Here is a 22595-nt window from a genome sequence, read left to right on the forward strand (position 1 = left end):
ATCATGGAGTTCTTCGACTGGCAGGGGCGCCGGATCGCCTGGGATCGCGCCGGATCGGGGCCCGCGGTGGTGTTCTGCCACGGCACGCCGTGGTCGCCCCGGTCGCCGGCGCCGGGCACCTCGTCCAGCCGGACGCCCCGGTCGCGCTGGCCATCGAGCTGCGGTCCTGGCTGAGTGTTTCGGCGGCGTTGCCGGGCCGCGTCGAACGCTGATCTGCGCGAAACACCGGCGTCCTGGAGCGGCAACAACCCCGGGGGACCGTGGGGGCATGGAGACTTCCGAAGCGTTGCCCCAGCCGGGCCGGACGGCCGTCGCCGAGGAGCCGGCGGCGCCGTCGGCGTGGCGGGTGCGGATCCGGATGCACGACCACCCGGGCACCCTCGCCCGCATCGCCATCCGGCTCGCCGACCTCGAGTGCAACATCCTCGGGCTGTCTGTGCTGCCGGTGCCGGGCGGAGTGCTCGACGAGATCGTGCTGCGCCCGGCGACCGGCCTGCCCCGGCGGCACCTGGTCGACGCCATCCGCGCCGAGGGCTGCGAGTGCACGGCGATCATCGACGCCGACGTCCACGAGCTCGTCGACCCGTCGGCGTCGACGCTGCTCGCGGCCCGCCGCGCGATCGACGACCCGGCGCGCCTGGTGGAGGTGCTGAAGGACGTGCTGGCCGCGGACGTCGTCACACTCGTCCCCGCCGTCGAGGCGAACCCGGCGCGCACGGAGAGCGGGCACCGGGCGGTGTTCGCGCTGACCGACGGAGGCGCGCTGGTGGCGCGCCGCCAGTGGGCGCCGTTCGTGCAGCTGGAGCTGACCCGCGCCGAAGCGCTGGTGACACTGCTCGCGGCAGCGGCCCGGAACGCGGCCGGCCCGGTGGTCCTCGACCGCCCGGACGGCGCGGCGATCGTCCTGCGCAAGGGCGTCCCCGGCGACGCCGACGCGGTGGCCGAACTGCACCGCCGCTGCTCGATGGCGACCCTGTTCCGCCGCTACCACACAGGGGTGCGGACGGTCCCGCGCCGCCGCCTCCACCGGCTGCTGGTGCCGCCGCGCGGCACGAGCGTGCTGGCCGTGTTCGGCCGCGAGGTGATCGGCCTGGCCCAGCTCATCCCGACACTCACCGGCGGCGCGGAGATCTCCCTGTTGGTGGAGGACGACTGGCAGCAGCAGGGAATCGGAACGGCCCTCCTGGCGCGGCTCGCGGTGCTGGCGGAGGCCCAGGGCATCACGGAGCTGTCCGCGGAGTGCTTGGCGGGCGACGACATCCTGCCCCGCACGGCGGCCCGGGCAGGCCTGCGCACGGAACGCAGCATCGACGACGGCGCCCGGCTGAGGCTGTTCCTGCCGGCCTGAGCCGTCAGCGCTTCCAGAACCAGTCTTTGCCGCGCGCCTCGCGCAGGGCGGACTTCTTGCGCTCGGCGGTGAGCCGGTCGAGGTAGAGGACGCCGTCGAGGTGGTCGGTTTCGTGTTGCAGGCATTGGGCCAGCACGTCTTCGCCTTCGACCTCGATGGGCTCGTTGTGGACGTCGACGCCGCGCACCTTCGCGTGTTTCGCGCGCTGGGTGGGGAACCACAGTTCCGGCACGGACAGGCAGCCTTCGTCGATCTCGTGTGTCTCTTCGGACAGTTCGACGATCTCGGGGTTGATGACGTACCCGGTCAGCCCGGCGACGTCGTAGCTGAAGACGCGAAGCCCCACTCCGATCTGCGGCGCGGCCAGCCCCGCGCGCCCGGCGGGCTTGACGGAGTCGACCAGGTCCCGCACGAGCGCCTCGAGCTTCTCGTCGAACACGGTGACCGGATCGCAGACGGACTTGAGGATCGGGTCGCCGAAATAGCGCAGTTCGCGCATCGCCATGAGCAGAACATCCTTCGTGCGTGTCGGACTGGCAGCTTAGGGCAGCGAGGAAGCCGATCGCGCGGGAATCGCCAACCGGCCTCGCCTGGGGACAGCTTGGGTCTGCGCTGCCTGGGGTCGGGGGCGGAGATCGCGGTGGGGCGGGCCGACCGGGTTCGGTGGAACGAGCACGGCAAGTCGCGGCGGGCCAGGCAGGCGATTCCGGCTTGCGGCTGAGCGCTTCGCCTGGTCCCCGCACCGGCTTGATCCGCCCCGACCGGTTTCGGTGTGGGCTGCTCGGCCGGTCCGCTCCGGTCTCAGGCGCGTAGGCGCAGGCCTGAGGGCGTGGCTCGGAAGCCTGCCTCCTGCAACACCTCCGCCAGCTCTGAGGTCAGGGCTTGCTCGCCGTCTGCGCGTTGGACCGACAGCTGGCCCAGCCAGCCTTCGCGGACCGCTGCCGACAATGCCTGGGCCGCCTCTGCCAGCGGCTGGCGCTCCTCCGTGAAACTCAGCAGGGATCGGCCTCCTCTCTCCACGTACAGGGCCGGGACTCCGTCGACCAGGACTGCCAGTGCGCCTGCCTTGCGGGCGGGGCGGTGCTTCGTGTCGCCCGTTGCTGCCGGCCAGGGGAGGGCTGCGCCGTACGGTTGGGCCGGGTCCGCCGCCGCCAGGACCACTGGGCGGCCCGGGGCCGGGCGGCCTGGGCCGGACAGGGCGCGCAGGCGGTCGACCGCGCCCTTGGCCGCGAACTGGGCCGCGCCGAGGCCCTCCACCACGTACCCGCGGATCACCTGGCCTGTGTCCTCCATGCCGCGCAGGACCTTGTAGATCCCGGAGAACCCGCCCGTGACGCGTTCGGTGTCCAGCGCGCCGCGGGTCAGGACGCCGTGGCGCTCCAAGAACGCCTCCGTCCTCGCGTGCGCCCGGCGGGTTGCGTCGGTCTCGCGGGGTGGGGTCAGTGCCCAGCGCCCTGCGACCGTCGGCGGGCCGGACCGCGATGGCATCTGGGGTCGGCCTGCCCGCAGCCGCGCGTAGCGGCCGCGGGGAGCCTGGCGACGGGGCTTGTGGGCGCCGTGCCCGGCGACCTGCGCCCGCAGTGGGCCGAGGGTGTCGCCCGTGACCAGCCCGGCCCAGACCAGGTCCCACAGCGCCGCCACGACTTCCGCGTCGTTGGGGGCCTTGTCCACCAGGACCGTCGCGCGGTCCACCAGCTGGCGGAAGAACAGCGCACCACCCTCCAATGTGGACACGATCGCGTCGTGCAGCGGGCCGGTCGGAATGTCCTCGACTACTTCGGGCAGCAGCAGGTCGGCCACGTCGGTCGGGGCCAGGGCGATCCAGCCGTCGCCGCCGGACAGGGCGCCGCAACCCGCCCACGTCACTTCGCCCGCCGTTGTCAGCTCGTCCAGCAGGGCGGGGGAGTAGCCCGGCAGCCGTCCGGGCAGGATCAGCGACTCCACCGCGCTCGCCGGCAACGGTGCCCCGGCGAGCTGCTCGACCACCGACAGCACGTCGTCCGCCGTCGGGGCCGCCCGGACGCGGCCGCCGAACCCGTGCCACGCGGGCAGGAACCGGCCCAGCGCCGCCGGCTCGACCGGCTCGACTTCGGCGCGCAGCTTCGCCAGCGACGCCCGCCGAAGCCGGCGCAGCACCGCCGCGTCGCAGTACTCGACCCCGACGCCGTGGGTTTCCGGATGGCCGACCGGGCTCAGCTCGCCGCGGACCAGGCGGCCTTCCCCGGTCATCCGGTCGAGCACGCCGGTGACGACCGCGGTGCCGAGCCCGAACCGCGCGGCCGCGTCCGCCGCCGCGAACGGGCCCCGGCCGCGGGCGTAGCGCGACAGCAGGTCCCCGAGCGGGTCCGCCACCGGTTCGGTGAACGCCTCGGGCACGCCCACCGGCAGCGCGGTGCCCAGCGCGTCACGTACCCGGCCGGCGTCCTCGATCGCCAGGAACCGTTCCGCGCCGCCGATCCGCACCCGGATCGCCCGCCGGGCCGCTTCCAGCTCGGTGAGCCACTCGGCCTGGATCCCGCGTTCCGCGGCCTCCTCGACGGTCAGGTCGCCGAGGAACCGCAGCAGGTCGGCAGCGTCCTCGGCCGAGCGGGCGTGCCTGTCCGGGTCGAGCCGCTGCAGCGACCGTTGCACTTCGGCGACGGCTTCGGGATCCAGCAGCTCGCGGATCGCCTCGGTGCCCAGGAGTTCGGCCAGCAGCGCCGAATCCAGCGACAGCGCCGCTGCCCGCCGCTCGGCCAGCGGTGCGTCGGTCTCGTACAGGAACATCCCGATGTAGCCGAAGAGCAGGCTGCGCGCGAACGGCGACGCGGCCGGCGTCTCCACCTCCACCAGCCGGACCTTGCGGGCCCGGACGTCGGCCATCAGCTCACGCAGGCCGCTGACGTCGTAGACGTCCTGCAAGACCTCCCGCATGGCCTCGAGCACGACCGGGAACCGCTCGTACTTCGCCGCGACCGAGAGCAGCTGGGACGCGCGTTGCCGTTGCTGCCACAGCGGAGTCCGCCGCCGCGGATCCCGGCGGGGCAGCAGCAGCGACCGGGCCGCGCACTCCCGGAACCGTGCCGCGAACACGGCCGAGCCGCCGACTTCGGCGACGATCAGCTGCTCGACCTCCTCGGGGTCGAGCAGCACGTCGTCCGCGCCGATGGTGACTTCGCCGCCATCGGCGTCCAGGGCATCCGGCAGCCGCAGGACGATGCCGTCGTCGGAGTGCGCCACCTGCGCGTCCACCCCGCGGTTTTCCCGCAACCGCGCGGCGATCGCGAGGGCCCACGGTGCGTTCACCTGCGCGCCGAACGGCGAGTGCACGACGATCCGCCAGTCGCCGAGTTCGTCGCGGTAGCGCTCCAGCAGGATCGTCCGGTCGTTCGGGACGTGCCGGGTGGCCGCCTTCTGCTCGGTCAGGTAGGCGAGCAGGTTGTCGCACGCCCGCTGGTCCAGGCCTGCCGCCTCGGCTCGCTCGCGCGCCTTCACATCGTCCGAAGTGGACAATTCGCGGACGAACTTCCCGAGCGCGCGGCCCAATTCCAGTGGGCGCCCTGGCGCGTCGCCCTTCCAGAACGGCATCCGCGCCGGTTCACCCGGCGCCGGGACCACGATGACGCGATCGTGCGTGATGTCGGTGATCCGCCACGACGACGTGCCGAGCAGGATGGTGTCGCCGACGCGCGACTCGTACACCATCTCTTCGTCGAACTCGCCGACGCGCGAACCCGGCTTGTCGTCCGCTCCCGGCGTCATGACGGTGAACAGGCCGCGGTCGGGGATGGTGCCGCCCGACGTGACGGCCAGCCGCTGCGCGCCGGGCCGCCCGCGCAGCTCGCCGCCGATGCGATCCCAGGTGATCCGCGCCCGCAGCTCGCCGAACTCCTCGCTCGGGTAACGGCCGGCCAGCATGTCGAGCACCGCGTGCAGGGCGTCGTCCGGCAGCGCCGCGAAGGGAGCCGCCCGCCGGACCAGCGAGGCCAGGTCCGGCACCGTCCACGGCTCCAGCGCCACCATGGCGACGACGTGCTGCGCCAGGACGTCCAGGGGGTTGCGGGGGTAGCGGACCGCCTCGATCGCCCCGGTCGCCATCCGCTCCGCGACGACCGCGCAGGAGACGAGGTCCCCGCGGAACTTCGGGAACATCACCCCGGACGACACCGCGCCGACCTGGTGCCCGGCGCGGCCGACGCGCTGCAGGCCGGACGCCACCGTCGGCGGTGCCTCGATCTGTACCACCAGGTCGACGGCGCCCATGTCGATGCCCAGTTCCAGTGACGAAGTCGCCACCACGCACGGCAGCTGCCCGGACTTCAGCGACTCCTCGACGTGCGTGCGCTGTTCCCGCGACATCGATCCGTGGTGGGCCCGGGCGATCACCGGCGGTGCCCCGGTGCTCACACCGGACTGCGCGATGGCCTCCGCGGGGACCGTGTCGGCCGGGGTGAGCTCGGTCTGCTCGGCGGCCAGTTCGTTCAGCCGGGCGGTGAGCCGCTCGGTGAGCCGGCGCGAGTTGGCGAAGACGATGGTCGAGCGGTGCGCGCGGATCAGGCTCAGCACCCGCTCCTCGACCGCCGGCCAGATCGACGGCCGCTGGACGGGGTTGCCGGCCATCTCTTCGAGGGTGCCCAGCCCACCCGGCGCGATGTCCCCGGGTGGGAAGGCCTCGGTCAGCGACTCCAGGGATTCCAGCGCGTCGAGCGGGCTCGGGGCCGGGCCGCTGCGAGGCGCGTCGAGGTTGCTCATGTCCTCGACCGGGACCTCGACGCGGACCTCGATGGTCTTCGCCAGCTTCGGCTGGACCACGCGCACCGGACGGCCGCCGGCCAGGAACGCGCTCACTTCGTCGATCGGGCGGACCGTCGCCGACAGGCCGATCCGCTGCGCCGGCTTCGGGAGCAGCGCGTCCAGCCGCTCCAGCGAGAGCGCCAGGTGCGCGCCGCGCTTGCCGCCGGCGACCGCGTGCACCTCGTCGACGATCACGGTCTCGACGCCGCGCAGCGACTCCCGCGCCGACGACGTGAGGATGAGGAACAGCGACTCCGGTGTGGTGACCAGTACGTCGGGCGGTGTCTTGGCGAACGTGCGGCGCTCGGCGGCGGTGGTGTCGCCGGTGCGCATGCCGACCTCGATGCCGGGCACCGGCAGCCCGAGCCGGCGGCTGGCCTGCGAGATGCCGGCGAGCGGGGCCCGCAGGTTCCGCTGGACGTCGACCGCGAGGGCCTTCAGCGGCGAGACGTAGAGGATCCGGCAGCGCTTGGTGGCTTCGGCCGGCCGCGGCTCCACCGAGAGCCTGTCCAGCGCCCAGAGGAACGCGGACAGCGTCTTGCCGGACCCGGTCGGCGCGACGACGAGGGCGTGCTCACCCGCGTGCGCGGCCCGCCAGGCCCCTTCCTGCGCCGCGGTGGGCGCGGCGAAGGCCCCCGCGAACCAGTCCCGGGTCGCGGGGGAGAAGAGGTCGAGCACATCGGTAGCCACGTCATTCATGATGCGCGGCACCACCGACAGTTTCCGGCCCGCTCGCCAGGATCACGCTGTGGGCGAACTGCGGGAACGTGACGTCGACCTTCGGCTCGTCGGTGATCAGCCGGTACTCGCGGTCCAGGGGGGCCCAGTAGGAAAAAGGGGCCTGGTCCAGCTTGGAGTGGTCGGCCAGCACGTAGGCTTCGCCGCCCGCGTGGAGCATCGCGTGCTTGACCACCGACTGCTCCAGTGACGGGCAGCACAGCCCCCGATCGGCGACCACGCCGTCCGCGCCCAGGAACACCCGATCGGATGAGATGTGCCGCAGTTGCGCGAGCACGCTCTCGCCGAGGATCGCTTCGCTGGGGTGCCGCAGCCGGCCGCCGAGGACGATGAGGTCGATCCCGGGGAAGCCCGCGAGCTCGCGGATCGCGGTGACGCCGTTGGTCACCACGGTCAGCCCCTCGCGGTGGGCGAGGTGGCGGGCGAGCCTGCCGGTGGTCGTGCCGGCGTCGAGCAGCACGACCTCGCCGTCCTGGACGAGCGCGGCGGCCTCCCGGGCGATCGCCTCCTTGGCGGCCGCGTGCTCCCGGTCCTTCTCTCGGGGGCTGCGTTCGGTGTCGAGCGCGCCGCCGTAGGTGCGGACGACGTGCCCGGCACCGGCGAGCGAGGCGAGGTCGCGGCGGATCGTCGACTCGGAGACGCCGAACTCTTCGGCCAGCTCCGCGATGCCGCCGGCGCCGTCACGGACGGCTTCCAGCAGCAGCGCGCGCCGGTCACGGGTGCCTGGTCGCGGCTGGGACATGCGCCGACTCTTCCACAGTCGCGGGCTTCAGCCCGAAGAACGCCAGGCCGGCGGCCACGGCGAGGAACGCGGCCAGGACGACGAACCCGGTGGTCGCCGTGCCGGTGACATCGGTGAGCCAGCCGACCAAGTAGGGCCCGGCGAACCCGCCGAGGTTGCCCAGCGCGTTGATCAGGCCCATCGCCACGGCGACGACCTCGATGCCCAGGACCCGGCTGGGGATGGCCCAGAACGGCCCGTACGGCATGTAGACGCCGGTCGCGACGACGCAGAGCAGGACCAGCTGCACGGCCGCCGGCCAGTGCACGAGGTTGCCCAGCAGCAACCCGGCGATCGCGACGAGCAGCGGGACGGTGACCGCGAGCCGCCGGTTGCCGGTGCGGTCGGACCAGTGCGCGCAGGCGACCATCCCGGCCAGCGCCAGCACGTACGGCGCAGCCGACAGGAAGCCGACCGCGGTGGCCGAGCCGCCCGTCATGGTCTTCACCACCGATGGCAGCCACAGGGAGAAGCCGTAGAAGCCGGTGATCCAGAAGAAGTAGACGCCGACCAGCAACAGCACCTGGCGGTTCGCCAGCGCCTGCCGGTAGCCCTGCTTGGCGAACGCCGGCTTCGCGTCTTCTTCGGTCTTCAAGGTGGTTTCGAGGTATTCGCGTTCCGCCGCCGAGATCCACCGGGCCTGCGCCGGCCGGTCGGCCACCGCGAACCACCAGACGACCGCCCACACCAGCGGCGGCAGCCCCTGCAGGACGAACACCCAGCGCCAGGACATGTGGTCGAGCATGAACCCGGACAGCGGCGACATGAGGATGGCCGAAATCGGCAGGCACGTCATCCACAGCGCGTTCGCCCGCGCCCGCTCCGCCTGCGGGAACCAGGACGCCAGCAGGATCAGCACGGCCGGCCACACACCGCCCTCGAACAGCCCGAGCAGCAGCCGGGCCAGGTGCAGCTGCGTTTCGTTCCGCACCAGGCCGCACAACACCGCCGCGACCGCCCACGCGATCATCAGCAGCACCACGGTCTTGCGGGCGCTCCACTTCGCCGCCAGCACCGCCGCCGGGATCTGCAGCACGAGGTAGCCGACGAAGAAGATGCCGCTCGCCAGCCCCTTCGCGCTGGCGGACAACGGGAAGTCGTCGCCGATGTAGGGGAGGATCACCGCGACGTTCGTGCGGTCGAGGTAGGCCAGCATGTACATGACCACCGCGACCGGGATGACGTACGCCCAGCGCTTGCGGGGGATCACCGGAGGCTCGGCGGGTAGATGACGGGCAGCTTCCGCGCGTAGGGCGCCAGGGTGGCCGCGGCCTTGAACGCCGCCCGCATGGTGCCGTGCGACGCCCGGCCGGTGCCGGCGATGTCGAACGCGGTGCCGTGGTCGACCGAGGTGCGCAGGATCGGCAGGCCGACCGTCACCGACACCGTGCCGTCGAAGTCGTACGTCTTCGACGCGATGTGCCCCTGGTCGTGGTAGAGCGAGAGCACGCCGTCGAACCGGCCCTGGATCCCTTGGTGGAACACGGAATCCGCGGGGATCGGGCCGACCACGTCGAGCCCGGCCACCCGCGCGGCGGCGACCGCCGGGGCGATCGCGACGATCTCTTCGTCGCCGAACTTGCCGTTTTCCCCGCCGTGCGGGTTCAACGCCGCCACGGCCAGTCTCGGTTTCTCCGTGCCGAAGACTTCCAGCGCGGTGTACGCCTCCCGGATCGCGTACTCGATGTTCTCGCGGGTGATCTGGTTGATCGCCTCGCGGAGGGAAAGGTGCCGGGTGGCGAAGAAGATCTTCAGCCCGGACACCCAGAACATCGTGTTGAACCGGGTCGACCCGGTCAGCTCGCCGAGCATCTCGGTGTGCCCGAGGTGCTGCGAGCCCGCCGCCCAGATGGCCTCCTTGTTGATCGGCGCGGTCACCACCGCGTCGACTTCGCCCGCCAGCGCGAGCCGGGTGGCGACTTCGATCGCCCCGACCGCCGCCGCACCCGCGGTCGCGTTCACCTCGCCCCACGGCAGGTCTTCGGTGACGACGCCGAGGTTGAGCACGTCGATCACGCCGGTGGTGAAGCGCGCGTCGGCGACCGTGGCGATCGGGTTGATCTCCAGGTGCAGGCCCAGGTGCCGGACCAGGCGTTCCAGGACGATCGCGTCGCCCACCGCCACCCCGCGCGCCAGCTGGAGGGCTTCGGGCTCGGCGAGGGTCTTGAGGGTGATCTCCGGGCCGATGCCGACGGGGTCGCCGAGGGTGACGGCGAGAACGGGCAGGTCGCTCACAGGTTGTTCCTTCCGGTGGCCAGGACGTGGTTGAGGTGTTTCGGGCAGGCGACCGCGCCAGCCGATCAGCCCGCCGCCGGACAGCCGTCCGGCGATCGCGAAGGGCAGGACTTCGGCCCCGAGCGCCTTGGTGACCTCGACGGCGATGTCGCCGCAGGTGGCGTGGAGCCCGCCGATCCGATGCGCGCCGAGTACCAGCCGGGTGTCCCCCTGAGGGCGGGCGGGAGCCGGGGCGACCGGTGTTCCGGGTGCGCGTGCTCGCATGCCCACCACACGGTGGCCGGCGGCCAGGAGTTCGCGCGCGGCGGCGGCCGGGCCGGGCCCGCGCTTCGGGCGCCGAGGCCAGGACGGCTTCGGGCTCCGCGCCGACGTTGCCGCTCAGCGTCGTGTCCGCGCGTTTCCCTGTGAGTTCGACCGGCCCGACGAGGTCGATGGCCGCCCGCACCGCGTGTGGCGGCGGGACGTGCCGGGTACCCAAGTGCACCCATCAGCGCGTCGATCCCGCTTTCCGGCATCGGACCCTCCCTTGTTGCGCATTTCGAGCAGTCGAGTTGATCGAACTGCGCAACTATCGTGCACCTTGATCGCCGCCCGCGTCAAGGAGCAGTGACTTTGCCGGGTCCGCACGCACGGTGACCGCGCACATGGCAGCATCACGCGGGCGCCGTCGTGGCGTGTTTTCGCGAAGGGGAGTGCTGTGCGGATCCTGTCGGTGGACCTCGGGACGTCCAACACCGTCGCCGTGCTGTCGGCGCACGGCAGGCCGCCCCGGGTCGTTGAAGTGGACGGCTCGGCCAACATGCCGTCGGCGGTGTTCGCCACCGAAGAGGGCACGATCATGGTCGGCCGCGACGCCGAGCGGCGCGCCCGCCTCGACCCGACGCGCTTCGAACCGAACCCCAAGCGCCGCATCGACGAGCAGACCCTGCTGCTCGGCACCGACGTCGTCCCGGTGACCGACGCGCTGGCCGCCATCCTGCGCCGCGTGCTCGAAGAAACCTCCCGCCAGCTCGGCGGCGAGCAGCCCGACGAGGTCCGGCTGACCCACCCCGCGCAGTGGGGGCAGACGCGCCGGAACGTGCTGATGTCCGCCGCCCGGCTCGCCGGGATGGGCCCGAACATCCTGCTGGTGCCCGAGCCGGTCGCCGCCGCGGCGCACTTCGCGTCGTTCCCCGGCAAGTCGCTCGCGCCCGGGCAGGCGCTCGCCGTGTACGACCTCGGCGCGGGCACCTTCGACGTCGCGGTCGTCGGTGCCACCCAGAACGGGTTCACCGTGCTCGCCGAGGACGGCCTGCCCGACCTGGGCGGCCTCGACGTCGACCAGGCGCTGATGGTGCACGTCGGGCGCGAGGTGTCGCACTCCGACCCGCAGCGCTGGCAGCGGCTCCTGCGGCCGGAATCGACCGGGGACCGGCGCACCCGGCGCGCGTTGCAGGAGGACGTCAAGGCGGCCAAGGAGGCGTTGTCGCGGCACCCGCAGACCGAGGTGCCGATGCCCGAGCCGTTCAAGGACGTCCTCGTCACGCGCGGCGAGCTGGAAGGCCTGGTCCGGCCGGCGATGCTGCGCAGCGTCGAACTGCTGTCGCGGACGTTGCGGTCGTCGGGGCTGACCCCGGACCGGCTGGCCGGCATCTACCTCGTCGGCGGGTCGAGCCGGCTGCCGCTGGTCGGCACGATGATCGCGGAGAAGCTCGGCGTCGTGCCGGGCAGCCTCGACCAGCCGGAGACCGCGGTCGCGCTCGGCGCGCAGCACGTGGCCCGCGACGGGCTGTCCGTGCGCACCCAGAACGTCGAAGGAGCGGTGGCCGCGGGTGCGCCGCCGCACCGCCCGCAGTACGCGCCGCCGCCTCCGCAGTACCCGGGCTATGCGCCGTCGAACTTCCCGCCGAGCGGCCCGCAGCCGGTGCCGTCGAATTTCCCGGCGTACGCGCCCGCGCCCGAGAAGGCCGAGCCTCGCGGGAAGAAGAAGCTGCTGATCGGGATCGCGGCCGCGGTCGTCGTGGTGCTGGCGGCCGGGGTGACGTTCTTCCTCACGTCGTCGTCCTCGGTGCCGACCTACACCGCGGACCAGTGCAAGACGCCGGGGCAGGAGGACGACAAGGGCTTCACCGGATGCCTGCGCCAGCTCGCCGGGAAGATCGCCGACACCGGCGACTGCAAGCCGGGCATGGGCAACGGCCCGGCGGCGCCGGCGCAGCGCCTGGGCGCCTCCTCCACCTGCTCCGCGCCGGGCCGGGCGGGCACGCAGGTCACCTACGTCCACGGTGACAGCGCCGACGCGCTCAAGCAGTACACCGACGGGCTGCTCGCCTCCGCGGGCGGCGACCGCACCGAGGCCGACTGGGGTGGCAACGGGCTCAAGGGGCACTACTCGTCGGCCGCGGGGAAGACGTCGGCGGTGCTCGTGTTCACGGTGGCGGACCGGCCGCTGGCCGGGTTCATCTACCAGCTGAACACCAATGACCAGGCGGCCGCGACCACGCCCGGCACGCTGGCGGACTACTTCGAGGCGAGCGTCCAGCCGGGGCAGTAGCCGGCCGGGCCCGCCGGTTAGAGTGGGGCCGATGCGGATCACGGTTTTCCGGCGGCTGATGGCCGAGGAGTTCGGTCCCGGGCGGGCCCAGGTGCTGGCCAGGGACCACGTCCTGAGCGGGCTCGGCGGGCGCACCGTCGACCAGGCGCTGACCGCGGGAATCCCCGCCAAGGAGATCTGGCGCGAGGTCTGCGACGCCTTCGACGTCCCGGTCGAACGGCGCTGACCTGGGGTTTCCGGGCCAGGGTCGACCCGGGTGGGCGAAAATCCTAGTGCAAGGGTGTGTCGCTGCCGACCTCGAACAGGTGTTCGTCTAAGGTGTTGTCCACATCGGGTCCAGCGATCCACAGATTGGGCGCCGCGCCTGGAATTGTCGGTCCCCGCCGCTAGCGTCGGACCGGACAGCTGAAGAACCGACACAGACCCCGGGACACGGGGCTTCGACCAGCGAGGTGGACTTCCATGCCTGCAGCACCCGACAAGGACAAGGCGCTCGAGCTCGCGCTCGCGCAGATCGACAAGCAGTACGGCAAGGGCTCGGTGATGCGCCTCGGCGAGGACACCCGGCCGCCCATCGCCGTGATCCCCACCGGCTCGATCGCCCTCGACGTCGCACTCGGCATCGGCGGGCTCCCCCGCGGCCGCGTCGTCGAGATCTACGGCCCGGAGTCCTCCGGTAAGACGACGGTCGCCCTGCACGCGGTGGCGAACGCGCAGCGCGCCGGCGGCATCGCGGCCTTCATCGACGCGGAGCACGCGCTCGACCCGGAGTACGCGAAGAACCTCGGCGTCGACACCGACGCGCTGCTCGTCTCCCAGCCGGACACCGGTGAGCAGGCCCTCGAGATCGCGGACATGCTGATCCGCTCCGGGGCGCTCGACATCCTGGTCATCGACTCCGTGGCCGCGCTCGTGCCGCGCGCGGAAATCGAGGGCGAGATGGGTGACTCGCACGTCGGTCTGCAGGCCCGCCTGATGAGCCAGGCGCTGCGGAAGATCACCGGTGCGCTGTCCAACTCGGGCACGACGGCGATCTTCATCAACCAGCTCCGCGAGAAGGTCGGCGTCATGTTCGGCTCCCCGGAGACGACCACCGGTGGCAAGGCGCTGAAGTTCTACGCGTCGGTCCGCCTGGACGTGCGCCGCATCGAGACAATGAAGGACGCCGGCGAGGCGGTCGGCAACCGGACCCGCGTCAAGGTCGTCAAGAACAAGGTGGCGCCGCCCTTCAAGCAGGCCGAGTTCGACATCCTGTACGGCCAGGGCATCTCCCGCGAGGGCTCGCTCATCGACATGGGTGTCGACCAGGCCATCGTGCGCAAGTCCGGTGCCTGGTACACCTACGAGGGCGACCAGCTCGGCCAGGGCAAGGAGAACGCGCGCCGGTTCCTGCGCGACAACCCGGACATCGCCAACGAGATCGAGAAGCGGATCAAGGAGAAGCTCGGCATCGGCCCGCAGGTCGACGCGGCCGCCGTCGACGCGGTCCCGGCGCCGGTCGACTTCTGATCGGAGGGGAGCGGCGGGGTGAGTGTGCGCTCGCCCTTGTCCCTTCGCCGTGTCCCCCGGAGTTGCGCCGGGTGGTGACGTCCGGCCTCGGTGACGTGTCTGCTGGGGCCGTGAGAACGAGGAGTGATCGAGGTGGCCAGGGCGCCGAAGGTGCCGCCGGCCGAGCTCGCTCCCGAGGAGCGGTACAAGAAGGCCAAGGAGATCTGCTTCGATCTCCTGGCCGCTCGGCCGCGGACTCAGGAAGAGCTGCGGCAGGCGTTGCAGCGCAAGGGATTCGACGAGGAAACCAGCGAAACCCTGCTCGGCAAGCTCGACCGGGCCGGGCTGGTCAACGACGAGGAGTTCGCCCAGCTGTGGGTGAAGTCCCGGCACGCGAACCAGGGGCTGTCCCGCACCGCGCTGGTGGCCGAGCTGCGGCGCAAGGGCGTCGACGGTGAGGTCGCCGCGCAGGCGGCGGGCGAGGTCGATCGCGAGTCCGAGGAGCAGATGGCCAGGGAACTGGTCCGCAAGCGCCTCGGCTCGCTCGGCAACGTCGACGAACAGACCGCCCTGCGGCGGCTGCTCGGCTTCCTCGCGCGCAAGGGCTACCCGCAGGGCCTGGCCTACACCGTGATCAGGGAGGAACTCCGCGAGTACGGCGCGGAGTCCACCCTGCTCGACGACGCCGTCATCGACTGACGGGTTCGGGCTCCGGGCGGGTGCCCGGGGCCGTGGGTCAGCGGCGGAGTTCTCCCACTCGGTGCTGCACGCGGAGTTCCGGGGCGGCCGTCGGGAGGCTCGTGCCGGCCTGGCCGGGACGGCGGGCCGTCGGCACCCGGCGGTCCGAGCGGTGCTTGCGCACGGCCAGCAACAGCAAGGCCAGCAAGCCCATCGCGACGCACGTCACGGTCTACTTCCACCGGCAGCCGCGGCGGCGGTAACGGCGCCCGACATGCTTGTCGATCGAACCGGAAAATCTGACCCTAAGGGATCACACTGATCTGCAACGGGATATTGGCGGAGGTCAGTGAGATCGCAGCGGAGACCAGGGCTGACCGTGCGAAGGTGAAGAGGGAGCTCGGTAGAAGTGGCTTATCGGATCGATGGATCGCGTACACCAAACCTTCGGGCCTGGAGCCGAGGGTTTCGGCTCTGGCCGGGTCCTGGTTCCGGACCAATTCGATGAACTCGGTCCAGGTGGCCGGATCGTTGAGACTCTCGACGGCCACCAAGCCTTGCGCGAAAAGGTGACTGAGGACTGACGAGCCGGTCTCGCTGCTGACCTTCTTCACATGGACGAGAACGTTGCCGGGGCCGAGCAGATCACAGGTTTCGAACCCCTGCGGATGGACTCTCGTTCTGAGCAGTTTGCGATCAAGGCACAGAAACCTGTCGTCGACGGTTGGAACATATCTGTTGTAGTCCCGCTCGTGCACCGAGTTGGTGGCGGAGTTGAGCGGAGCCATGTTCCAAGCCGGAAGTGTCCATGCCGGAGTGTTCGCGAAGGCCTCGGTGACGATCCGATCCACGTGCTGGAGGTACTTGTCGCCGAGTCGGTACCAATCGCCGTCGAGGAGGATGTAGCGACACCCGGGGTCGATGATCTCGGCAGCCATCCAGGGAAGCGCACTAACGTTCCACCGAGTGATTTGCCGGTTTCGTCGAGGCCTTCGATCGTGCTGTGCGTAGTGCTCGGAGCTGCTCTGCGGCGGGCTGACTCACGATCCCCGTGCGGAGGTCATCGATTCCGATCCGGCTGTGCCAGCAGATCGACCACGGTCGAGTCGAGTAAGTCGCAAGTCCGACTCCGAAGATTTCCCCTGGATGCCCAGGGGAAGTTGAACTCCGTCACCGCACTCCAGGTTGAGCCGGAAGTTCCGGTAGTTGCCTCGCTGCCGGACGTATGCGAGGTCGACAGTAATGTCGCCGTGCACCTTGCCGCTGAGCTTACGCACCAGCTCGACATGCTCTCTCAAACCGAAGGCCCAGAGACCCTGGCCGCCGGGGACCATGTTCTGGTCAACTCTCGCCTTGGCGCTGAGCGCCCACCGCGTGATGCGACGGATCTCGTCGGGATCGAGCAGCCGGACTGCCACCTCGAGGCCGAACTCACGGTCGAGCTTGCTGTCCCGCAGGTATCGCCACCCGTGTCCGAAAGTCAGTGCGTAGTTGACGTCGCCGATCCGGAGGAATAGAGCCGCGGATGCGGTAGTGCTGGTGAAGCCGAGGTTCACCCCGGTCAACGAAGTGATCGCTGGCACCCAGTCCACCACTTCCGCCGGTGACTCGCCCGAGATCAACAAGCCCGGCGTCGAACCGACCCGGACCTCGTGGTGGGTGAACCTCTCCGCTGCGTCATCGAGGATCTTCAGCGCGGCGAGTTCCTGCAGCGAGTCGGCCGGGTACATCCGGTACAGGCTCATCTTGCGTGTCGGGAATGAGCTCGGCTCGTCTGCTCCGATCGGCTGCTCGGTCATCTACGGATCGATATCAACGCTCAGCTGATCAAGTCCACGGCTTGCAAGGGCATTCACTCGGTCGGCCCTCGCGGCGAGACTTCACAGTTATCCAAAGTGGACGGAAATTGGTCATTTACTGGATAATTCGATCCTCATCCACAAGAAGAATCAGAGTGGACTTCCTGCATCCAAGTTCACTGCGCGGAGTTTCGAGCCGTGGCAACGGCAGGTCGGTCCGGTACGAGGGAGGCGTGGCTGTCCATGGCCTCGACGGCCGGTCGGCGGCGGTCGGAGCGGTGCTTGCGCACGGCCAGCAACAGCAACGCCAGCAAGCCCATCGCGACGCACGTCACGATGGCCGTCAGGACCAGGAACTCGTTCAGCTGCCCGGCTGCCAAGTACGCGCCCAGGGCCACCGCCACCAGGGCGCACACCGCCCTGTCCACAATGGACTCCATGGACAGGAGGGTGGCCCGGTAGCGGGAGTCCGGGATGGAGTCGTTCAGCAGCTGCTTCTGGACCGGGAACGCGATGCCCGTCGCCACCGCGAAGACGCACAACAGGACCACCGCCGGGAAGGAGCCGACGAACACGATCACCCCGAGGCACACCGCCATCACGATCGTCAGCGTGAAGACCGTGCCCACCGGGCCGATCGCGCGGCGGAGCCGATGGGGGCGGGCCGCACCCAGGGCCTCGAAGACCGTCATCGCGGCCAGGACCGCTCCGTACCAGTTCACCGAGAGCGTCTTCGATTCCAGGATCGGCTGGAACAGGTTCACCTGGCAGATGCGCACCAACGTGAACATCGCGACGCCCTGCACCATCAGCAGCACCAGCCAGCGGGACGACCGCAGGGCCGACAGCGCGCCGCCGACTCCGGCCACCAGCGAGGCCGTCTTGCCGGTCACGCGGCGGCCTCCCGGGATCGGGGGGAGCTTGACCGCGAAGGCGAGCGCGATGGCCGCGTTGATCGCCGTCAACCAATACGGGGAGGGGAGGCTCCAGGACATCAGGAGGCCGATCACCGGCCAGAACAGGATCTTGCCGACCAGGCTGTACGCGCGGCCGACGCCCTCCACGCGGAGGTAGTGTTCCCCCGCGCCGGCGGCGTGCAGGTACTCGTACAGATACGCGCTCTGCGCGCCGGACACCAGCGAGCGGGCCAGGGCGATCAGGACGAAGTGCACCAGGAACCCCGCGTACGAGCCCAGGAACACCGGCACCAGGTTCGCCGCCACCAGCACGCCGGCGCCCGCCGTCAGGGACGTGCGGTAGTCGAAGCGGTCGGCGATCATCCCGGTCGGGATCTCGAGCAGGCAGAACACGATGTAGTAGATGCTCTGGATGCCGAAGATCTCACTGTCAGTGAGCCCGACGAGCTTCTGGTACGAGTAGAAGATCGGCACCCACAGGAGCAGGCCGAAGAAGAACTGGAACCCGTAGGTGAGCCGGACGGCTCGCTGGACGTCGGGTTTCGCGGGCAGACGGAGGCCCAGCATGATCGCGTTTCTCCCGGGGAGGTCAAGCCGAATAGGGGCGCAGCTGCACGAGGTGGAGGTGCTCGCCGTCGGCGAGCCACTCGATGTCCACCGGTGCGTCGAACGTGTAGTCGGGCGAGAAGTGGCCCTGCAGCAGGCGGCCGGCGATCGCCAGCCGCTGGAGCTGGTCGTGTGCCCGCGAGTCGAGGTCCGCCGGCGCGTCGCCCAGGGACAGCGTGCGGCCGCCGCCCTCGACCGTCGAATACAGGTACTGCATCGGGAGGGCCGATCCGTCGACGACGTCGGTCACGCGCGGTGAGACGTTGACGTACACCGTGCGGAAGTCCGCTCGGTTCATCGGGTTCGTCGTCACCAGCACCCCGCCGAAGTCCGCCGCGACCTGCTCCTGGATCACCACGCCCATGTAGCACTCGTCGAGGGAGATCCCGGCCTGCTGCCGCAGCCGGACGCTGCGCACCGACACCAGCGACGCCCACACCTCCTTGACGCTGGCAAAGATCCGCTCGGCCGTCGTGACGTGGTTGTGCGACTCGTAGATCCCGGCGGCCGAGAACCCGGCGAGGTCTTCCGCGTTCGACGAACTCCGGACGACGAACGCCCGCACGCCGGCCAGGTGCGACACCAGTGCCGAGTCGATCTCGCCGGCGAGCGCACCCGGCAGGCGTGCCGACCGGATCAGGCCCTGCAGCTCGACGCACAGCGGCTCGATCTCCCGCGCGTCCAGCTCCAGGGCCATCTTCAGCTTGCCGATGGCCTGCTGGATCCGCGGCGACGACTCCAGGAACCGGCGTTGCAGGGAGAACGGCAGCGCGATGCCACGTGGGACGCGGACGTGCTCGTCGAGCAGCCGGCGGGCCGCGGCGCCGAGGTCCGCGTCGAGCGGGACGTCCAGCAGCCGCGCCAGATAGGGGAGCAGGCTGTCCCGCGGTGGCCGCGGCACCTGGTAGAAGCCGAGCAGCCGCTGGGACCCGTGCGTCAGCACGTGGTGCAGCTCGCCGAGGTTGGCCGCCTTGGTGCCGTAGCGGTGGCGGTCGGCCGCGCGCAGCCGGGCCAGGTTCACGATCGCGCTGTGGTCGGCCTCCGGCTGTTCCAGGGTGACGCGCTGGGCGTACCAGGACGGCGGGGCCGCGTCGGCCGGCTCGTCGACCTCGCGCAGGGTCAGCGCCTGGGCGTCCACTGTGTACTCGACCCACCGGCCGTCGAGCCCGCGGCGCTCGATCTCGGCCAGGGCGCCGAGCTGGACGGCGTTCGGGATCTGCCAGCCGGTGGCGAGGACGTTGGTGTGCGACAACGGCGTCGTGTGCCGGGCGTTGACGATCCCCGCCAGCCGGGGGATGTCGTCGGGGACGCGGTCCATCACGATGATGTCGGTCCAGTCCAGCGTCGCGGCCCGGTACTCGGCTTCGCTGCGGAACGCGCGCAGCCGCCCGACGGCCGTGCCCGGGTTCAGCGCCACGAACGGCGCCGTGGAGAACAGCTCGTGCGCGAAGACGCGCGGCAGCTCGCTCGCCGGGATCTCCCGGACGATCCGCTCCTGCAGCTGGTTGGCCGGCTTGAACAGCAGCGGCAGCGCCGGGTCGACGTACTGCGCGACGAAGGCGTGGAACTCGCGGATCAACGCGGCCGGCATCGTGTCGACCTCGACCGTCTCCAGCGAAAGCATCTGCGGGTGCAGCGCGAGAATGCCGAGGAGGAACCGGCGGTCCGGCGCGTGGTAGAAAGCCTCGTTGTACGAGTCGATCTCGGCGCGCACGCGTTCTTCGCCGACACCGAGGATCTCTTCGCCGATATAGATCGCGTGAAAGGAATGGCACGCGTTGTTCAGAAAGTGGATCTTCTCCTGCTCGCGGTCGACCACGACCTTGACGAAGGAATAACCGCCGAGAGTGCCGCCGAGCTGGTGGAGTGCGGACACCGAAAGGCGTTCGCCGACCAGGGCGGCGACGGTCTCGGGGGCAGGACTGGGCGTGACCACGCTGGTCAGGGACACGGATTCTCCTCGCTGGAAATAGCGAAGAGAAACGATAACAGGCAGGTAAATAACGCACCAGAGCGGCGAATGCGCCATTCAGCGGGATGCATGACCGGCGCCACACCCGCTCGGAGCACCGTTCCAACGCACTGGAACGGTGCTCCCGGAATGCGGACGCGTATTCCGCCGTTAGGGGACGGCGATGACGCGGGGTGATTTCCGCTACAGCGCGGCCGCCTCCGCGGCCAGCTTCTCGATCGTGGCGGGATCGAGCGAGGCCGTCAGCCACGATCCGCCGATGCAGCCGACGTTCGGCAGCGCCAGGTAGGACGGCGCCGAGGCCACCGTGATCCCGCCGGTGGGGCAGAACTTCAGCGACGGCAGCGGACCCGCGATCGACTTCAGGTACGCGACACCGCCGGAGGCCTCCGCCGGGAAGAACTTCAACGCCGAAAGCCCGCGCTCGGCCAGCCGCATCGCCTCGGACACCGTGCTCGCGCCCGGCAGGAACGGCAGCCCGGACTCGAAGCACGCGTCGACGACGGCGTCCGTGCAGCCCGGCGTCACGAGGAACTTCGCGCCCGCGTCGGCGGCCTGCTTCGCCTGGTCCGGCGAGGTCACCGTGCCGGCGCCGATGACGATGTCCGGCACCTCCGCGGCGACGCGCTCGATCGCGGACAACGCCGCCGGGGTGCGCAGGGTCAGTTCGATGACCCCGATCCCGCCGGCGAGCAGGGCCCGGGCCGTGGGCACCGCGTCGTCGGCGTCGTCGATCACCACGACGGGCATCACGGGGGACAGCTCGAGCAGGTCCTGACCGGTGGTCACTGACCAACCTCCTGGGTAGCGAAAGCGGGCGTTCCGAAGTGTTCCGGCGTCAAGCCGCCGAACACCGAAGCGCCCTGGTCAGCGGGGCCGACGGCACGGCGCAACGCGGCGAACAACTCTCGGCCGGTGCCGGTCCAGGATGCTTCGGACGGAGGGGCGTCCACAAGTTCACGCCGGGCGAGTTCTTCGTCACCGACCAGCACGTCTAGCGAGCCCGCCGACGCGTCGAGCCGGATGACGTCGCCGTCCGCGACGCGGGCGATCAGGCCGCCCGCCGCCGCTTCCGGCGTCACCTGGATGGCCGCCGGGATCTTGCCCGAGGCGCCCGACATGCGACCGTCGGTGAGCAACGCCACGGCGTACCCGCGGTCCATCAGCACCCCCAGCGCCGGTGTCAGGCCGTGCAGTTCCGGCATGCCGTTGGCCTGCGGGCCCTGCTGCCGGAGCACGACGACGACGTCCCGGTCCAGCTCGCCGGCGTCGAACGCGGCCTTGAAGTCCTCCTGCGTGGTGAACACCCGCGCCGGCGCCTGGACCACCCGGTGCTCGGGCGCCACCGCGGACACCTTGACCACCGCGCGCCCGAGGTTGCCCTCGACCATCCGCAGCCCGCCGTCGGCGGCGAAGGGGCGCCACACCGGGCGCAGCACGTCTTCGTCGAGGCTGCGGGTGGGCACGTCCCGCCAGACCAGCTCACCGTCGGACAGGATCGGCTCGGCGCGGTAGCGGTGCAGCCCGAACCCGGCCACCGTGTGCACGTCTTCGTGCAGCAACCCGGCGTCGAGCAGCGTGCCGACCAGGAACTGGATGCCGCCGGCGGCGTGGAAGTGGTTGATGTCGGCGCTGCCGTTCGGGTAGACCCGGGCCAGCAGCGGCACGACGGCCGACAGGTCGGAGAAGTCGTCCCAGGTCAGCTGGATGCCCGCGGCCGCGGCGATCGCGACCAGGTGCATCGTGTGGTTGGTCGACCCGCCGGTGGCGAGCAGCGCGATGACGCCGTTGACGAACGCCTTCTCGTCGAGGATCCGCGCCACCGGCGTGTACTCCTCGCCACGGGACAGCGCGACGACCCGCCGCCCCGCTTCCTCGGTCAGCGCCTGGCGCAACGAAGAACCCGGCTGGACGAAGCTGGCGCCCGGCAGGTGCAGGCCCATCACCTCGACGACCATCTGGTTCGAGTTGGCCGTGCCGTAGAAGGTGCAGGTGCCGGCCGAGTGGTACGACGCCGCTTCGGCGTCGAGGAGGTCTTCGCGGGTCGCGCGGCCCTCGGCGTAGAGCTGCCGGACGCGGGCCTTCTCCTTGTTCGGCAGCCCGGAGTTCATCGGTCCCGCGGGGATCAGGATCGCCGGCAGGTGGCCGAACGACAGCGCACCGATCAGCAGGCCCGGGACGATCTTGTCGCAGACGCCCAGCAGCAGCGCGGCGTCGAACATGTCGTGGGAGAGCGCGATCGCCGTCGACATCGCGATGACCTCGCGGCTGAACAGCGACAGCTCCATGCCGGCGCGGCCCTGCGTGATCCCGTCGCACATCGCGGGCACGCCGCCGGCGAACTGGGCGACCCCGCCGGCCGAGCGCACGGCCTTCTTCAGCCAGGCCGGGTATTCCTGCATCGGCTGGTGCGCCGAAAGCATGTCGTTGTAGGACGACACGATCGCGACGCCGGGAGCGCGCGCGGCCCGCAGCGCTTCCTTGTCGACGCCGTCCATCGCGGCGAAACCGTGGGCGAGGTTGCTGCACGCGAGGCCGCGGCGGACCGGGCCTTCTTCGTGCGCGGCGGCCGTGCGGTCGAGGTAGGCGGAGCGCGTCGCGGCGCTGCGCGCGGCGATGCGGGCGGTGACCTCGGCGATGACGGGGTGCAACGATGTGGTGGGGGTCGGGCTCATGTCCGGCTCCGGATCACTGGTGTGGGGTGGTCCGCGGGACGGCAGCGCTGAC

At 70.9% G+C, this 22595-nt stretch carries 18 protein-coding genes; 6 read left to right on the forward strand and 12 right to left on the reverse strand.

The genetic code is table 11. The features are described from left to right. Positions 1 to 89: 89 nt before the first annotated feature. On the forward strand, positions 90 to 212 hold the full coding sequence (locus tag ACWEF6_RS08680) for a hypothetical protein (RefSeq protein WP_449682320.1): 123 nt from the start codon (positions 90 to 92) through the stop codon (positions 210 to 212). A gap of 74 nt (positions 213 to 286) precedes the next feature. Then, positions 287 to 1348 carry a GNAT family N-acetyltransferase gene (locus ACWEF6_RS08685; protein ID WP_449682348.1) on the forward strand — a complete coding sequence of 354 codons (1062 nt, stop codon included), beginning with the start codon at positions 287 to 289 and terminating at the stop codon, positions 1346 to 1348. A 4-nt stretch (positions 1349 to 1352) separates the two neighbouring features. Here the strand turns inward: ACWEF6_RS08685 and def are convergent, their stop codons facing one another. The 5 genes from def to pdxA all read right to left on the reverse strand — a co-directional run bounded on the left by def (position 1353) and on the right by pdxA (position 10139). Beyond that, positions 1353 to 1853 carry a peptide deformylase gene (gene def / locus ACWEF6_RS08690; RefSeq protein ID WP_449682321.1) on the reverse strand — a complete coding sequence of 167 codons (501 nt, stop codon included), beginning with the start codon at positions 1851 to 1853 and terminating at the stop codon, positions 1353 to 1355. Between the two features lie 296 nt (positions 1854 to 2149). Continuing rightward, positions 2150 to 6820: a DEAD/DEAH box helicase gene (locus ACWEF6_RS08695; protein WP_449682322.1), complete on the reverse strand. Its 4671-nt coding sequence runs from the start codon at positions 6818 to 6820 to the stop codon at positions 2150 to 2152. Further along, complete coding sequence (locus ACWEF6_RS08700; RefSeq protein WP_449682323.1) at positions 6813 to 7601, reverse strand: DeoR/GlpR family DNA-binding transcription regulator; 789 nt, start codon at positions 7599 to 7601, stop codon at positions 6813 to 6815. Before ACWEF6_RS08700 ends, ACWEF6_RS08695 begins: the two co-directional genes overlap by 8 nt. Beyond that, complete coding sequence (locus tag ACWEF6_RS08705) at positions 7573 to 8850, reverse strand: MFS transporter (RefSeq protein WP_449682324.1); 1278 nt, start codon at positions 8848 to 8850, stop codon at positions 7573 to 7575. The genes ACWEF6_RS08700 and ACWEF6_RS08705 overlap by 29 nt, the downstream gene beginning before the upstream one ends. Beyond that, entirely contained in the window at positions 8847 to 10139 is a 1293-nt protein-coding gene (gene pdxA / locus ACWEF6_RS08710; protein ID WP_449682325.1) for a 4-hydroxythreonine-4-phosphate dehydrogenase PdxA, read from the reverse strand. Before pdxA ends, ACWEF6_RS08705 begins: the two co-directional genes overlap by 4 nt. A 433-nt stretch (positions 10140 to 10572) precedes the next feature. Between pdxA and ACWEF6_RS08715 the strand changes: the two genes are divergently transcribed. From ACWEF6_RS08715 to ACWEF6_RS08730, 4 genes are all read left to right on the forward strand, one after another. Beyond that, complete coding sequence (locus ACWEF6_RS08715; RefSeq protein WP_449682326.1) at positions 10573 to 12408, forward strand: Hsp70 family protein; 1836 nt, start codon at positions 10573 to 10575, stop codon at positions 12406 to 12408. 31 nt (positions 12409 to 12439) lie between these two features. Continuing rightward, positions 12440 to 12634 (forward strand): DUF3046 domain-containing protein, encoded by a 195-nt coding sequence (locus ACWEF6_RS08720; RefSeq protein WP_310976440.1) that lies wholly within the window; start codon positions 12440 to 12442, stop codon positions 12632 to 12634. 236 nt (positions 12635 to 12870) lie between these two features. Further along, positions 12871 to 13917, forward strand: a complete 1047-nt coding sequence (gene recA / locus ACWEF6_RS08725; protein WP_449682327.1) for a recombinase RecA — start codon at positions 12871 to 12873, stop codon at positions 13915 to 13917. A gap of 150 nt (positions 13918 to 14067) precedes the next feature. After that, positions 14068 to 14595 carry a regulatory protein RecX gene (locus tag ACWEF6_RS08730; protein ID WP_449682349.1) on the forward strand — a complete coding sequence of 176 codons (528 nt, stop codon included), beginning with the start codon at positions 14068 to 14070 and terminating at the stop codon, positions 14593 to 14595. Positions 14596 to 14632: 37 nt separating this feature from the next. Here the strand turns inward: ACWEF6_RS08730 and ACWEF6_RS08735 are convergent, their stop codons facing one another. The 7 genes from ACWEF6_RS08735 to edd all read right to left on the reverse strand — a co-directional run bounded on the left by ACWEF6_RS08735 (position 14633) and on the right by edd (position 22543). Beyond that, a complete protein-coding gene (locus tag ACWEF6_RS08735) occupies positions 14633 to 14803 on the reverse strand; it encodes a hypothetical protein (protein WP_449682328.1) in 171 nt (56 codons plus the stop codon). 76 nt (positions 14804 to 14879) lie between these two features. Next, positions 14880 to 15545, reverse strand: a complete 666-nt coding sequence (locus tag ACWEF6_RS08740) for a DUF6119 family protein (RefSeq protein ID WP_449682350.1) — start codon at positions 15543 to 15545, stop codon at positions 14880 to 14882. Between the two features lie 69 nt (positions 15546 to 15614). Next, on the reverse strand, positions 15615 to 16373 hold the full coding sequence (locus ACWEF6_RS08745) for a DUF6119 family protein (RefSeq protein WP_449682329.1): 759 nt from the start codon (positions 16371 to 16373) through the stop codon (positions 15615 to 15617). A gap of 176 nt (positions 16374 to 16549) precedes the next feature. Then, positions 16550 to 17857: an MFS transporter gene (locus ACWEF6_RS08750; RefSeq protein ID WP_449682330.1), complete on the reverse strand. Its 1308-nt coding sequence runs from the start codon at positions 17855 to 17857 to the stop codon at positions 16550 to 16552. Between the two features lie 22 nt (positions 17858 to 17879). After that, positions 17880 to 19847, reverse strand: coding sequence for a PEP/pyruvate-binding domain-containing protein (locus ACWEF6_RS08755; protein WP_449682331.1), 1968 nt, complete (start codon positions 19845 to 19847; stop codon positions 17880 to 17882). Positions 19848 to 20051: 204 nt separating this feature from the next. Next, a complete protein-coding gene (gene eda / locus ACWEF6_RS08760; protein WP_449677723.1) occupies positions 20052 to 20657 on the reverse strand; it encodes a bifunctional 4-hydroxy-2-oxoglutarate aldolase/2-dehydro-3-deoxy-phosphogluconate aldolase in 606 nt (201 codons plus the stop codon). Further along, the gene (gene edd / locus ACWEF6_RS08765) at positions 20654 to 22543 is read right to left on the reverse strand and encodes a phosphogluconate dehydratase (RefSeq protein WP_449682332.1); all 1890 of its coding nucleotides are present in this window, start codon (positions 22541 to 22543) and stop codon (positions 20654 to 20656) included. Before edd ends, eda begins: the two co-directional genes overlap by 4 nt. Positions 22544 to 22595 lie beyond the last annotated feature (52 nt).

It is taken from the genome of Amycolatopsis sp. NPDC004772 (assembly GCF_053601215.1).

What these genes read in the sequence shown, in the direction of transcription:
- def (WP_449682321.1), bottom strand. Translation starts at nt 1,853, where the DNA reads ATGGCGATGCGCGAACTGCGCTATTTCGGCGACCCGATCCTCAAGTCC.
- ACWEF6_RS08695 (WP_449682322.1), bottom strand. Translation starts at nt 6,820, where the DNA reads ATGAATGACGTGGCTACCGATGTGCTCGACCTCTTCTCCCCCGCGACC.
- ACWEF6_RS08700 (WP_449682323.1), bottom strand. Translation starts at nt 7,601, where the DNA reads ATGTCCCAGCCGCGACCAGGCACCCGTGACCGGCGCGCGCTGCTGCTG.
- pdxA (WP_449682325.1), bottom strand. Translation starts at nt 10,139, where the DNA reads ATGCGAGCACGCGCACCCGGAACACCGGTCGCCCCGGCTCCCGCCCGC.
- ACWEF6_RS08720 (WP_310976440.1), top strand. Translation starts at nt 12,440, where the DNA reads ATGCGGATCACGGTTTTCCGGCGGCTGATGGCCGAGGAGTTCGGTCCC.
- recA (WP_449682327.1), top strand. Translation starts at nt 12,871, where the DNA reads ATGCCTGCAGCACCCGACAAGGACAAGGCGCTCGAGCTCGCGCTCGCG.
- ACWEF6_RS08745 (WP_449682329.1), bottom strand. Translation starts at nt 16,373, where the DNA reads ATGACCGAGCAGCCGATCGGAGCAGACGAGCCGAGCTCATTCCCGACA.
- ACWEF6_RS08750 (WP_449682330.1), bottom strand. Translation starts at nt 17,857, where the DNA reads ATGCTGGGCCTCCGTCTGCCCGCGAAACCCGACGTCCAGCGAGCCGTC.
- edd (WP_449682332.1), bottom strand. Translation starts at nt 22,543, where the DNA reads ATGAGCCCGACCCCCACCACATCGTTGCACCCCGTCATCGCCGAGGTC.